Genomic DNA, 14,066 nt, shown 5'->3' with positions numbered 1-14,066 from the left:
GTAAGAAAAGAGGCGATGAAATGTTAAAAACGGATCGGTTTCAAGCAATCATGTCGTTGTTAGAGGTTAGTGGAACTGTACGAGTCAGTGATGTCATGGAAAAATTATCGGTATCTGATATGACGGTACGGCGTGATTTGGATGAAATGGAAAAACAAGGACTATTAGAGCGTGTCCATGGCGGTGCAAAATTGAAGGATTTCTATCGTCATGTCGAGCTTTCTCATACAGAAAAACAGATTATGCTGCAGGAAGAAAAGCAGCGAATTGTTGAAAAAGCCAACGAGATGATCAATGATGGTGATACGATATTTCTTGGCCCAGGAACAACGATCGAGCTAATGTCTAAGATCATTCGAGCGGATTCATTGCGGATCGTTACGAATTGTTTGCCTGTTTTTGAGGAATTGAATAAGCATAAGGGAAATCGGAAAATCTATTTATTAGGTGGCGAAATACGTGAAACGACACAATGTTTCGTTGGTGAGATTACAAATAAATCGCTAAATGATATGAATTTCCATAAAGCTTTCTTCAGCTGCAATGCCTTAAATGAGCAAAAAATTATGACTTCGACTTTTGAAGAGGGGCAGACCCAACAAATCGCGCTAAACAATTCTGTTGAACGTTTTTTGTTGATCGATCATTCGAAAATCGGGAAAAGAGATTTTTCAGTGTATTATAATCTGAATGATGTGACCGCAGTGATTACAGATGACGATGAACAAAAGCATTTTGAGAAGATTGAAAAAGAAGAGAAATATATTGTCTAAATGAAAAGCTGCTAAAATCTCAATGATTAGATTTCAGTGACTTTTTGCTCGGGATTTAATGGAAATAAAATAGCTAAATTTATTTCTAAAACTAAAAGGTTAGAATTCTTTGTACTTTTTTCTAGTCTTTATCATAGTACTATTTAAGAAAAAAGAGATTGTTTGTAATCGTAGAGGAGGATAAAAACTGTAATTAGTTAGGATTTTTTAGATGAAATTGTCTCGCAAATACGCGTATGGAAGTCTATCCTATAAAATGAAGTGATAAGAGAAAACTTTACTATGGATGACTTTAGTGTGCCTGAAGAAGTTCTTCGCTGATACACAAGATATAGAGTTCGCTAGCGGGGGATAATTTTCATAGTCAAAGAATCATCGGAACCTGCCATAAACAAAGCACAACATTCCATTATCAATTTATAAGAGGTCTAAAAGAGATAAACAGAAAGAACAAGATTATAAAGAAGGGTTATTAAATAAAGCCGATAAAAGAAAACCAATGAAAAGAATGGAAGTGTAAGCGGCAACTGGAGATCTGTGACTGTCAGACTATTATCTTTTAATTTTGAAAAATATAATTGGTATAATATAAAATATAGAGGCAACCTGTCGCTTGCAAAGCAATAGTAATGATTATTCGTTTTTTAATAACTAGTTTTGGCGTTTTTTTATTAAAACGCTACAAGTCAAAAAAGTCATTTTTGTCTTAGAATGACTTTTTTTATATTTCTATAGTTTAAACTTCTTTTAATATTTATTTTTTGTTAAAATAGAATTATGTTTTAAATAGAATTTAGGGAGGCACTCGATGAAAAACAAAAAAATTTTCTTAACTCTAATGATTGGAGGAATGATACTTTTTCCTATAACTACTAAAGCTTTAGAAGAATCAACTGAATCCATTTCGTCTACGGAAAATAAATTAAAATCACAAATTAGTTCAACTGTAGAATCAACAAGTAATTCTACAATGAGTGATAGTTCAACACTAGAAAAAAACGAAGCTACGGGAGAGTCTGACAACACGATCTCTAGTACTGAAGAGTCTAGTGATACGGAACAAGAAATGATTTTACCGACAGAAGGCGAGGCCGATTTTGGTGGCTATTCTTTACCAAGAAATCGATCCGATTTATCTAGCGCTGTTAACGGAAGAATGACTAGGGCTTCGATACCATCAGTACTAGCTTCAAATAAGAATACGCCAACTAAAAGTTTCGTAGATATCTCCTCTCATAACGGGACACTTTCGGTCAATGATTTTAATAATATGAAAAAATACGGAGTTACTGGAGTTGTTGTAAAATTAACAGAAGCAACAAGTTATAAGAATCCCTACGCGGCTTCACAAGTGAAGAATGCAAAAGCAGCTGGATTAAAAGTTTCCGCCTATCATTACAGCTGGTTTAAAACTGATAGTCAAGCAAGAGCCGAAGCTGATTACTTCGCGAACTTTGCTAAAAGTATTGGATTAGATAGTTCAACTGTAATGGTCAATGATATCGAGGAACCTCAAATAGCTGGAAAGGGAAATCATACCGCAAATTCTGTTGCCTTTGAAAACAGATTGAAGCAGTTAGGGTTTCCATCAATACGACACTATTCTTCTTTAAGTTGGTTTAACGGACTAATTAATGCTAATACTATTGGTAAGCAAAAGATTTGGGTCGCAGCTTACCCTTATACAATAACGAATAAAAATTACTATACGGATTATAGTTCATGGCAATGGAATTCGCGCTTGCGTTTTCCAGAAATAGCCAATAAGGAATTTGATATTTCCGCTGATTATAATAACTCATTTACAGGTTCAACTTCTACTCCAAAGCCTGATCCTAAACCGGATCCACAACCCGATCCCAATGCACCAGTATCTTATTCAAGTCATGTGAAGGATAAGGGGTGGCTTAATTTTGTCTCAAATGACAATGTTTCTGGAACTGTTGGTGAGGCTCGAAGAATTGAAGCGTTAAAAATGACTATTTCAAACAAGTTTTCAGGAAATATTGAATACCAATCCCATATCCAAAATATTGGGTGGGAATCTACTTGGAAAACAAATGGGCAAATATCCGGAACAACGGGACAAGCGAAACAAATTGAAGCTTTAAAAATAAGACTTACAGGTGAAGTTTCCAAGCAATATGATATTTATTATCGCGTTCACTCTCAAGCCTTTGGATGGTTAAACTGGGTAAAAAATGGAGAAGCTGCTGGAACAGAAGGGTTCGCTTATAGGTTAGAGGCTTATCAAGTGAAACTTGTACCCAAAGGTCAAGCTGCTCCTTCTGGACAAGGTAGAGGATTCTTCAAATATCAAGATGCGAGTGTTTCTTATCAAAGCCATGTTCAAAATAAAGGTTGGATGCCATCAGTGAATAATGGGCAGATTTCTGGTACGGTAGGAAATTCTCTGAGATTAGAAGCATTGAAATTGAAGATTTCTAATAACCCATTGGCTTTTTCAGGGAATGTTGAATATCAAACACATAGTCAATATATCGGTTGGCAAAACTGGAAGAGTAACTTTAATATGGCTGGTACTGAAGGACAAGGATTGAGGTCAGAGGCCGTAAAAATTCGCTTAACTGGTGACCTAGCTCTTCACTATAATGTTTATTACAGAGCTCATTGTCAAACATATGGTTGGCAAAACTGGGTAAAAGATGGAGAAGTAGCTGGTACTACGGGAAAAGGAAAACAAATGGAAGCCATTCAAGTGAAAATTATTCGTAAAAACAGTGCTGCTCCCAAATAGTTTGAAGTTTGTTCATGAATACAACGTAGAATAAAAGCCGTCAATAGGACTAGTCTATGTATATTCTTAGAAGATATGAATTAAGCACACTCGATTGTCTGTGATCGTCGAGTGTGCTTCTTCATTTATTTAGCTTCTGCTGCATAAGCAACATTCTTATGCGCTGTTGCTGGAGCAGCTTTTTCTTCTTTTTCAGCTGCGTAAGCGGCGTTGCGTTTTTTCATTTGACGTGCGTACCAGATAAAGATCAATAGGTAAGCGGCTAGTGCTAAAGCTGCGTAAATGACAAATTCGATTTGTCCTTGAGAAGCATTACCGACTAAATAGCCTAGGAATTTTTCAATCGGGCCTTCCATCGTGGTATGAGAGATCATGGCAGACCCGCTCAAGCCGGCTGGAAAGGCGCCTACTGCTTTGGCTGTTTGAGTGACGAATGGGGCGATCAAGGTACCTGACCATAAGAATAATGGTAATTCGATCGCACCGATCACGATCATTCGGATCAATTTGCCACGCGTGACAACAAGCAAAGCTGGGGTGACACCCATAGCGATAATTCCGCCAAGTGGTAATAATTTATTGCCGGGTAGAATGATTGCTTCCAATAACATGATTGGCGCTAAAACGTTAGCGGCAGCCCAGATTTCTGCGCGGCCAGCTAAGAAGGGCCAGTCCAAACCGATATTGATAGTACGCCCCTTTAAGCGTTTGTTGGCAAAGTCGGTGATTCCTTGTGATAAAGGTTCGACCGCAGCGATGAACCATGCGCCGATCAAAGAGAACAATTCCAAACAGACTGCAGCTGTAAAAGCGAGTGAAAAGATTTGTGTTGGTGTTTGTCCTGCTAATAACCCAACAAAAATCCCCAAATAGATTCCAATCGCAAATTTCGATCCCCAAAAACCGATTTTGCTGTTTAGTTTTGCAGCATCAAAATCGTATTTATCCAACCAAGGAAAGACTTTGTCAAAAATCTTGTCAAAAACCATGATGATCGGATTCATCATATAGTTCATATGTGTTGTCGTCATCGGGTTGCTATCCGGTGCGTTCAATAGGTCATTGAAGGTTGGTTTCATTAAGTCAGAGTTCCAGATTTTAAGAACCCCAATGAAAATAACTAATGCGGAAGCGATAAATAGGTTCGCACCGCAGAAAATCGCAAATAGTCCCACGATCGCTAAATGCCAGATGTCAAAGATATCAACATCTAAAGTGTTGGTTTTTTTCATTGCCAGCATAATGATATTGACGATCACCATTATTAATAGGAAGTAAAGGGTGTAAGGGGAGCCCCAAGTAATTGTCGCTAAAGGTGCCCAACCCACATCTGTGATGTTCAATGAGATGCCTGTTCGTTCAACAAAGGCAGTCATCGCGTCCGAAAAGGCAGTGGTTAAAATTCCAATAATGGCTCCGATCCCAGTTAAGGCGATCCCAAGTTTGATCCCGCCTTCGAGGGCACGTGACGGCTTCACTTTAAAAAATAAGGCAATAACAGTTAGTACGATGGTCATTAACGGCGCCGCCCCTAAATCAATTAGGGGGGTAAATACTTTATTGGCGATATCAATAATTGTATTCATATGCTTTTCCTTTCTTGGGTCCTATTTATTGATTGATTGGATTGCACTTTCCATGCTTTGGTATACAGGTTCAGCCATTGCAGGGATACGATAAAGGATAGCACCCGCATCAACGACAGGAATATTTACGTTGAAGCCTAAGTCAGTGTTGGCGATTTGTGCGAAAATGTCATAATGAGACAGCATTTCTTCATTGATATCTTTGATCATTACGGCGTCACAGGTGACTTGATAGCCACGATTTTTCAATTCAGTTTCCAAAGCGCTTTTGATTTGATGACTTGAGTTAACTCCTGCTCCACATGCTGCTAAAATTTTGATCATGATGATTCTCCCCTTAAAATAAGTTTATTTTTATTCTGCAGTTATGCAGAAACTTCCATAGTAAAGTGTTCATTTAAAAACTGGTAAATCGCTTCAGTGTCTTCTAATTTGAAGAAGGCACAAAGTTCCTCTTTATTGACTGAGTTAATAAAATCCATAATATCCGCTAACATGCCTGCCTGTGCTTCACCGTTTTCATTTAAGATCATAAAAAGAAAATGAACGGAGAGTTGATCGCTTGGCGAAATCATATTATGAAAGGTAATTTCATTTTTCAACTTGATTGGAATGATCCGGGTTGTTCGAACATATTCGCTTTCCGTATGGGGAATAGCAATGTCCGGCAATCCTTTAGAAACAGGGCTAAGATCCAAACCTGTCGGGTAATTGCGTTCTCGCTCCAAAAGACTCTCAAAAAAATCCTCAGTAACTAATTGTTTGTTTAGTAGATCCAAATAAACTTCCTCAAAAACTTCTTCCTGTGTGTTCCCACTAGAAACATAGATTGTTTCCTTGAAAAAAAGCTTTTTCAAACAAAACAGCTCCTTTCTAAGTTCGTTTGTGTTTGTTTATATGTTGAGTATAATCGCTTACAATTGCTTTGTCAACATAAAACAAAAATAAATAAACATATTGTGTTGAAAAATGTTTGATAATGTTTTATTATAGGATTGTGGAGGGACAACATATGCTGAAAACTGAGCGTCAACAATCAATCTTGGCTATGTGTGATCGCTATGGGACGATCACCGTGAAGTTTATTCAAGAAGTCTTAGATGTTTCTGATATGACCATTCGCCGAGACTTAGAGGAACTTGCTCAAAAGAAAAAGCTTCTACGGATTCATGGCGGTGCACAGAAAATGGGTAACGAAGAACCAGTTGCCTTTTTAGAAGCAAACGAACTATCTCATAATGAAAAGAAAAAGCTACATACTAAGGAAAAGGAATATATTGCAAGAAATGCAGCGGCTCATATTAAGAAAGCGGATGACACGATTTTTCTTGGATCGGGAACCACGATTGAGCTGATGACGCAGTATATTGAGTCTTCTTCATTGCGAATCGTAACCAATAGCCTGCCCGTTTTTAATCTATTAAGTGAAACAAAACAATTTGAGCTGTATTTGATCGGTGGATTGTATCGAGAAAAGACAGGTGCATTTGTTGGTTCGATCGCCAATGAGGCGGTTCAGAAAATCGGGATCAAGAAGGCCTTTATTGGAGCGAATGGTCTAAAAGGTGCTGAGGTTTCAAATTTCAGTATTGAAGAAGGAACGTTGCAGAAGATCGTGTTAGATAACGCGGCCGAAAAATGTTTGGTTTCGGATGCCAACAAATTCGATCATAGTGATTTTTATACGTTTTATGATCTGCGCAAGATCGATACTTTATTTACGGATTCTACTCTTTCAGCCGAACTGAAGAGTTATTATCAGCAATACACCAGGATTATTCAATAAGAAACGATGGATACAATCATAAGGAGGAAACAGAGATGCGTGTAGTAATTGGTTCAGACAGTGACGGGATGAGATTAAAGGAACTGATCAAGGCGGACTTGATCGAAAATGGCTTTACAGTAGTGGATAAAAGCGAGACAGCTTCGGAGGATTTTGTGGAGTCAACCTTAGCGATCGCTAATGATTTAAATGAAAACGAAGGCAGCTTAGGTATTGCCGTGGATGGTTATGGAGCAGGTAGTTTTATCACGGCGGTGAAAGTCAAAGGAATGGTGGCAGCAGAAGTCTCGGATGAACGTAGTGCCTACATGACTCGCGAACACAACAATTCCCGCATGATTACCCTCGGCTCAAAAATCGTTGGTGATGAATTAGCGTTGAACATTGTCAGAGAATTTCTGCAAGCGAGCTATGATGGCGGCCGTCATCAAGTTCGGGTCGACATGTTGAATAAAATGGCATAGGAAAAATGAGAGAGGATGAATGACATGAAAATCGCAATCGGCTGTGACCACATCGTCACAGATACAAAAATGGCTGTATCAGATTTCTTAAAAGCAAAAGGACATGAAGTATTGGATATGGGGACCTACGACTTTACTCGAACACATTATCCAATTTATGGAAAAAAAGTAGGTGAAGCGGTAACCAGTGGTGAAGCAGATTTAGGTGTTTGCTTATGTGGAACGGGCGTTGGGATCAATAATGCGGTTAATAAGGTTCCAGGCATCCGCAGTGCGTTGGTTCGCGACATGACGACTGCCATCTATGCCAAAGAACAACTAAATGCGAATGTGATCGGTTTTGGTGCACGGATCACTGGGGAATTTTTGATCTGTGACATTATTGATGCCTTCATTAAGGCCGAGTATCAGGAAACAGAGGAAAACAAGAAATTGATCGCGAAGATTGATCATGTTGAAAAAGCCCGTGCTGACCAGTCCGATCCTCACTTTTTCGATGAATTCATCGAAAAATGGGATCGCGGCGAATACCACGATTAAGAGGAAAAGCGAATGATTCTAACAATTACAATGAATCCTTCCATCGATATTTCCTATCCCCTGGAGGAATTCAATTTGGATACCGTGAACCGCGTTAAAAATGTTCAAAAAACTGCTGGCGGGAAAGGCTTAAATGTCACCCGAATCTTGAAGCAATTGGATGCGGAGGTAACTGCCAGCGGTTTGATTGGCGGATTTTTGGGCGAAGAAATCAAAAAGGATTTAGAGAAAAGTGGGATCACTCATAACTTTCTGCCCATCAGCGGGGAAACCCGCAATTGCATCGCTATTTTACACGAGGGTCAGCAGACGGAAATTTTAGAAAGCGGACCGATCATCACTGAACAGGAGGCGGCAGCTTTCTTACGACATTTTAAAAAGCTCGCAGACAAAGCGGATATTCTTTCTTTTTCTGGAAGCTTACCGAAAGGGTTACCCGTGGATTTTTATAGTCAAATGTTGCAGGCCTGCCAGCCAAAGCCAGTCGTTTTAGATTGTTCAGGGGCAGCACTAGCGGAGGTGCTTAAGAGAGATGCCAAGCCACGGCTAATCAAACCCAATGTCGAAGAGTTAGCTGGACTGCTAGGACGAGAAATCTCAACGGAATTATCAGAATTAAAAGCTGTTTTGTCTGATCCAATATTTGTAGGGATCGAGTGGGTAGTCGTTTCAATGGGTAGCGATGGAGCATTTGCCAAACACCACGAGAAGTTCTATCACGTGAGCATTCCAAAAATCGATGTCGTCAATCCAGTCGGTTCTGGCGATGCAACCGTTGCCGGCTTGACCGCCGCGATCGAACAAGGTCTCTCTGATGCGGACGTATTAAAGCAAGGGAATGTTTTAGGCATGTTGAATGCGCAGGAAGCGACTACTGGTTATGTTCAATTAGTCAATTATCAAAAACTATATGATCAAATTTTAGTGGAGAAAGTGTAGGAGGATACGGAAATGAACGAAGAAAAGCGTCAATATATCAAGCAATTATGCAATGAAGACGGAGTGATCGGAGCGTTAGCGATCGACCAGCGCGGAGCTTTGAAGAAAATGATTACGAAATTCAAGGGCAGCGAAGCAGAAGAATCAGAGATCGTGGAATTTAAGGAAATCGTCTCTTCGCAATTAACGAAATATGCTTCATCGATTTTACTAGACCCAGAATATGGCTTGCCAGCCGCTAATGTCAGAGCAGAAAATGCCGGTTTACTGTTAGCTTATGAAAAGACTGGTTACGATGCGTCAACTCCCGGACGCTTGCCAGATTTATTATCGATCTGGTCAGTTAAACGCTTAAAAGAAGCAGGTGCCGATGCTTGTAAATTCCTGCTTTATTACGATGTAGACGAAGCAGAAGAGATCAACGACCAAAAACATGCCTTCATCGAACGGATCGGTTCGGAATGTCAGGCTGAAAATTTACCCTTCTTCTTGGAGCTTGTTTCTTATGATGCGAATATCTCTGATGCGACTTCAAAAGAATATGCCATTAAGAAACCTCATAAAGTCAACGACATGATGAAGGAATTTTCTGATCTGCGTTATGGTGTAGATGTGTTGAAGGTGGAAGTGCCCGTCAATATGAATTATGTGGAAGGTTATGCGATGGGCGAAGCCGTGCATACAAAAGCCGAAGCCGCTAATTTTTTTAAAGAACAAGCTGAAGCTACCAACCTGCCATTTATTTTCTTAAGTGCCGGTGTAAAGGCAGAGTTGTTTCAAGAAACCTTGCGCTTTGCCAAACATTCCGGCTCAACCTTCAACGGCGTACTTTGCGGCCGTGCGACTTGGGCAGATGGTGTAGAAAGCTATATCGTTGATGGAAAAGAAGCAGCGATTGAATGGATGAATACGCAGGGGCGTAAAAATATTGAAGAATTAAATGCCGTATTGAAAGAAACTGCTACACCGGTGGAAGTGTTAACGAACTCTTTATCATAAGAAATCAGACTGTGAAGCACAATTGCTTGCAGTCTTTTTTTATACATAAAGCATAAGATCATGCTGCATTATTATGGGAACGAATTCAAAAATAGAAAGTGAGTTAAAACGAAGGGTCATTTCTTTAGATAGGTTTTCTTGCATGTGGTACTTGGGGACTTGATTACAATTTTCAGTGTTCTAACGAGGCTTATTGGTCATAGACCAACGAACTTTGAAAAGTATATACAAGAAAACTAAGCAAATAGAAAGTAGTGAGATTGGAGGAAAGGTTCCAGTCTTTTTCTATTCTAGATATTTTCAGACAGTAAAATCATTCTTAATTATGCGTTTTTTAACAGAATGTATGAATTTCTTCAAATCTTCACAAAAAGAGCGTGGACTTTGAAGAAGAGCGTGTACTATGCTTAAAAGCATAAGAGGAATTACTAAATCCATACGAGGAGTGAATATACATGCGTGTACTGGTGGTTGAGGACAATCGTGAGCTGGCTTTATCCGTAAAAAAGGGGCTAGAGCAGGAAAATATTTCTGTAGATGTAGCTTATGATGGCGAGTTAGGAGAAGAGAAGGCCTTCATCAATTCATACGATGGGATACTACTAGATTTAAATCTGCCTAAAAAAGATGGATTATCTGTTTTACAAAGTCTCCGTGCTGAAGAAGTCGAAAGTCCAGTTATCATTATTACCGCACGTGATGAGATTGAAGAACGAGCAAAAGGCTTGGATTTTGGAGCGGATGATTATTTAGTCAAACCTTTTGAGTTACTAGAATTAAAAGCACGGATACGCGCGGTTATTCGTCGTTATCATGGACGTGCACTGCCGCAGATTTCAATTGGTGCTTTGAAGATTGATCCATTAGGTCGAAAGGTCAGCTATCAAAAGACAGAGGTGCTCCTGAAACCCAAGGAATTTGATATCTTGCTGTGCATCGCTCAGCGTCATCCAGCAGTTGTTTCGTCTGAGGAAATTTCTGAACATGTCTACGATGAAGATTTTGATCCTTTTTCATCGGTTCTGCGAGTGCATCTGGCTCGTCTAAAAAAGAAACTGGCCAAAGCAGCTGAAAAAGAGGTTTTAAAAACCATTCGAGCAAAGGGGTACCAGCTATGCGATTAAATTTTAAAATGACGTTAACGATGCTGGCTTTTTCACTGTTGGTGACAGGCGTGATTTTAGTGAGTTTCTTCTTTCTGAGAAATAATTTGGAGGGAATCAGCATCGCATCTACCTTAGGTGAAGATGTTTATTTTATGGAAGAGGGTAAGACGGTTCAAGCAGAGACGCAGATGGAAGCTTCCAAATCTTCCAACAATCAATTTATGACTATTTCGATGATAGATAAAGCTTACCAGGATGAACTGTTTAAATATTTACCAGCGATGGTGCTGGTTATTTGTTCTGCCATCATGTTATTAACGTTTATTCTTTGGTTGGTTTTACGCAAAATTTACAGCAATCAAATCTTAGCGATTACGCGTGATTTAACGTTTATTGATCAAGTACCTAAAAATACTGTGAAGGACGAGGCGTTAAATGCGGCTTTTAATAAGCTAAAGGATAAGTTCGATGGCCATTTGGAGGATTATCGACGATTAAATAGTTATCTGACCCACGAGCAGAAAAATGCCATCGCTATTTTACGTACGAATCTGGAAATAGAACGGCAACATGCTGATCAAGGAAATTTAATGCTTTTAGATCGGATGACCGACAGTATTGACGATATTTTGACATTATCCAATAACTCAGAGGATCTTAGCACAGAAGTCGTAGACGTTTCACTGATCTGTGCGGAAGTTTGTGATGCCTACAAAAAGAATTATCCGAATCTTTTGTTTGCGTTTACTGAAGATCAACCAACCCTGATTTATGGTCGAGATCGTTGGATTTATCGAGCGGTTTCGAATTTAGTCGACAATGCAATCAAATATGGTGAAGGAAAACTGGTAACTGTCACCATTTCAAACCAAAAGGGCAGCGTGATTATTGAAGTAAAAGATCAGGGAATTGGCATTCCTCAGAAGAAACAGGCATCAATTTTTTCTCATCAGTACCGAGTGCATGGGCTCAAGCAGGATGGCTATGGTATCGGACTTTCTGTGGTGTCTCATGTTTGTGATCTCTGTCGCGGGTTTGTCTATTTGGAAAGTGAAGAAAAAAACGGCTCGTCATTCTATTTAAGTTTTCCTAGTATTGGTTAACATTCAGTTAACACTGGATTTGCTAAGATACGCTTATAGGAGGAGAAGTAAGCGATGATCATCATCCGACATGCTTGGCTAAATCTTAAACGCAACCGCTTCAGTCATCTAAAAAATGGCTGCTTCATTTTAATGATCTTGCTGTTTGTATTTTTGCTGCTGCAGGTTTATTTAACCGCTTCAGCCTATTTTTCAGATTATCAAGAGCAGACGGCAGCGATAATAAAAGGCGTGCAAGATTTAAAAAATGAACAAGCAAACAAATTTAATATGACCGATTACGAAACATTAAAAGCAAAGCCTTATGTAAAAAAGAGTCAATTAACGAGGCAGGGAATCATCCCAACTAGTTTGCAGCAACCGGAAGATCAAATGTTCGGCAGCTTTTCCAGCCCTTCATCGGAGCCAAATCAGGATGACTACTTATCAGTGTCAATGTTGGAGGATGATGCGTTAAAAACATTGTTGTCCACTAAAAAGGCTGAACTCCAAGGGAATATTCCTTTAAAAAAGAACAGCTGTGTGGTTAGTCGTTCTTTGGCTAAGATTAACAAGTTGAAACTAGGAGATACAATTATGCTGGGAGCAAAAGGGCAAGAGCAGAAGATTGAGATTGTCGGGATAGCTGAATTTTCAACGATGGAATGGGCGTCAGCACCAAGTAGCATCTTAATCAGCTGGGAAACAGGGTTAGAGGTGGAACAAAACATGGTTTCGAATTTTTCTAGCGTAATGTATCAATTGACCGATAAAAAGGAATTAAAAAATTTTGTAAAAGACTTTAAAAAAACAAAATCTTTTAAAAATTATTCTCTAATTAATCAAAGTTGGTCGCAAGGAATTTTAAAGTCATTTAAGGATACGCTTGATCTGTTGTTTAACGGAGTAGTTGTTGCACTGATTATAGGGCCTTTAGTGATTGCTGTTTGTTACACGTTAGCGATTAATCAGCGACAAGATTTTTATACGTTGCATTTGATGGGGATGAATCTCAAGCTATTATCGGCGAGCAGTTCATTAGAAAATAGCCTGCTTATAATTGGGCTCGGAGTGATTGCATTTTTAAGTTCTCGACAATTGAGCGGCTGGATTACTGGTGAGTGGCTAATCAAGCTGCAAAAGAGTTTGACTGAACAAGAGCCATTTGCTGACTGGACGATCCCCCATTTAGAGCAAAGTATGGACAGTTGGACAAATTATTCAGCAGTTCTTTTTTTAGGAGTCTGTCTATTTATGATGTTGATAATAACCAATCTTCGAATTGCTAAAATTGTTCGTGCTCCCTTACAGGTGGTGGCAAAGCCATGACAAAATGGAACTTGGATCAGGTTAACTATCGCTATAAACATTCAAAGATCCAGACATTTGAAAAGATTCGAGGCAGCTTTCAAACAGGAAAAAGCTACCAAATTTCTGGTGATTCTGGCAGTGGCAAGTCTACGCTTTTGGCCCTATTCGCTGGTTTGATCACTTGCTCTAGCGGTTCCTTAACTTACGATCATCAAGAAATTGCTAAGATTGATCGAAACCACTATCGAAGCCAAGAGGTCGCTTGCTTATTTCAAGAGGGCAGTCTCCTGAAGGACTCAGCCTTGGCCAATCTGGAAATGGAGACACTATTATCCGGTAGAAAGGTTGATAAGGACGTGTTAATACGCGGCTTGTTATCGATAGGTCTATTGGAAAAACAGTTAAACATTCCCTTGACTAAATTAAGTAAGAAAGATCAACAGCTCGTTGCTTTAGCAAAATTATTGCTGAAAAAGCGGGCGCAATTGATTTTAGTCGATGAGCCTGAAAAGGTTTTTAGTGAGTGCGGAGTATCTTTTGCCATGAATAAGCTTAGAAGTCTTAGTCTGCAGGAAAAGAAATGTTTCATTTTTACGACACAATCTACGCAATCGGTCAAATTTGCGGATGAGCTATGGGGGCTTAATGGAGGGAAGTTACTCTTCATCAAAGAGCAAGTCGAACTGTAGCATGATCTCGCTTTCCAACCATCTAAGTTCTTT

14 protein-coding genes are annotated in these 14,066 nt (G+C 39.3%); 11 read left to right on the top strand and 3 right to left on the bottom strand.

The features are described from left to right. Nucleotides 1-20 precede the first annotated feature (20 nt). Both KQI58_RS10440 and KQI58_RS10435 read left to right on the top strand, forming a co-directional pair. Nucleotides 21-773 carry a DeoR/GlpR family DNA-binding transcription regulator gene (locus KQI58_RS10440; RefSeq protein WP_216408947.1) on the top strand — a complete coding sequence of 251 codons (753 nt, stop codon included), beginning with the start codon at nt 21-23 and terminating at the stop codon, nt 771-773. Between the two features lie 808 nt (nt 774-1,581). Further along, nucleotides 1,582-3,531, top strand: coding sequence for a GH25 family lysozyme (locus KQI58_RS10435; protein WP_216408946.1), 1,950 nt, complete (start codon nt 1,582-1,584; stop codon nt 3,529-3,531). 125 nt (nt 3,532-3,656) lie between these two features. On the opposite strand, the gene KQI58_RS10430 is transcribed toward KQI58_RS10435, so the two are convergent. The 3 genes from KQI58_RS10430 to KQI58_RS10420 are packed head-to-tail and all read right to left on the bottom strand — an operon-like array spanning nt 3,657 to nt 5,974. Beyond that, nucleotides 3,657-5,117 carry a PTS galactitol transporter subunit IIC gene (locus tag KQI58_RS10430; protein ID WP_216408945.1) on the bottom strand — a complete coding sequence of 487 codons (1,461 nt, stop codon included), beginning with the start codon at nt 5,115-5,117 and terminating at the stop codon, nt 3,657-3,659. Nucleotides 5,118-5,138: 21 nt separating this feature from the next. Continuing rightward, complete coding sequence (locus KQI58_RS10425) at nt 5,139-5,441, bottom strand: PTS fructose transporter subunit IIB (RefSeq protein WP_216408944.1); 303 nt, start codon at nt 5,439-5,441, stop codon at nt 5,139-5,141. Between the two features lie 41 nt (nt 5,442-5,482). Next, nucleotides 5,483-5,974, bottom strand: a complete 492-nt coding sequence (locus KQI58_RS10420) for a PTS sugar transporter subunit IIA (RefSeq protein ID WP_216408943.1) — start codon at nt 5,972-5,974, stop codon at nt 5,483-5,485. Between the two features lie 155 nt (nt 5,975-6,129). Here KQI58_RS10420 and KQI58_RS10415 point away from each other — a divergent pair, with 155 nt between their 5' ends. The 9 genes from KQI58_RS10415 to KQI58_RS10370 all read left to right on the top strand — a co-directional run bounded on the left by KQI58_RS10415 (nt 6,130) and on the right by KQI58_RS10370 (nt 14,033). After that, the gene (locus KQI58_RS10415) at nt 6,130-6,903 is read left to right on the top strand and encodes a DeoR/GlpR family DNA-binding transcription regulator (RefSeq protein ID WP_216408941.1); all 774 of its coding nucleotides are present in this window, start codon (nt 6,130-6,132) and stop codon (nt 6,901-6,903) included. A 35-nt stretch (nt 6,904-6,938) separates the two neighbouring features. Then, the gene (gene lacA / locus KQI58_RS10410) at nt 6,939-7,367 is read left to right on the top strand and encodes a galactose-6-phosphate isomerase subunit LacA (RefSeq protein ID WP_216408939.1); all 429 of its coding nucleotides are present in this window, start codon (nt 6,939-6,941) and stop codon (nt 7,365-7,367) included. 24 nt (nt 7,368-7,391) lie between these two features. Next, nucleotides 7,392-7,907 (top strand): galactose-6-phosphate isomerase subunit LacB, encoded by a 516-nt coding sequence (gene lacB / locus KQI58_RS10405; protein WP_216408937.1) that lies wholly within the window; start codon nt 7,392-7,394, stop codon nt 7,905-7,907. Between the two features lie 12 nt (nt 7,908-7,919). After that, nucleotides 7,920-8,846, top strand: coding sequence for a tagatose-6-phosphate kinase (locus KQI58_RS10400; protein WP_216408936.1), 927 nt, complete (start codon nt 7,920-7,922; stop codon nt 8,844-8,846). 12 nt (nt 8,847-8,858) lie between these two features. Next, nucleotides 8,859-9,845 carry a tagatose-bisphosphate aldolase gene (lacD, locus tag KQI58_RS10395; RefSeq protein WP_216408934.1) on the top strand — a complete coding sequence of 329 codons (987 nt, stop codon included), beginning with the start codon at nt 8,859-8,861 and terminating at the stop codon, nt 9,843-9,845. A gap of 455 nt (nt 9,846-10,300) precedes the next feature. After that, nucleotides 10,301-10,969 (top strand): response regulator transcription factor, encoded by a 669-nt coding sequence (locus tag KQI58_RS10390; protein ID WP_216408932.1) that lies wholly within the window; start codon nt 10,301-10,303, stop codon nt 10,967-10,969. Beyond that, a complete protein-coding gene (locus KQI58_RS10385) occupies nt 10,960-12,054 on the top strand; it encodes a sensor histidine kinase (RefSeq protein ID WP_216408930.1) in 1,095 nt (364 codons plus the stop codon). Before KQI58_RS10390 ends, KQI58_RS10385 begins: the two co-directional genes overlap by 10 nt. Nucleotides 12,055-12,108: 54 nt before the next feature. Continuing rightward, nucleotides 12,109-13,362, top strand: coding sequence for a hypothetical protein (locus KQI58_RS22680; protein ID WP_253295884.1), 1,254 nt, complete (start codon nt 12,109-12,111; stop codon nt 13,360-13,362). Continuing rightward, nucleotides 13,359-14,033, top strand: a complete 675-nt coding sequence (locus tag KQI58_RS10370; RefSeq protein WP_216408927.1) for an ATP-binding cassette domain-containing protein — start codon at nt 13,359-13,361, stop codon at nt 14,031-14,033. Before KQI58_RS22680 ends, KQI58_RS10370 begins: the two co-directional genes overlap by 4 nt. Nucleotides 14,034-14,066 lie beyond the last annotated feature (33 nt).

The organism is Enterococcus raffinosus, from assembly GCF_018917525.1.
Classification (GTDB): domain Bacteria; phylum Bacillota; class Bacilli; order Lactobacillales; family Enterococcaceae; genus Enterococcus_A; species Enterococcus_A raffinosus_A.
Note: the sequence above shows the minus strand (reverse complement) of the source record. Positions and strands in the feature narration are given on the sequence as shown.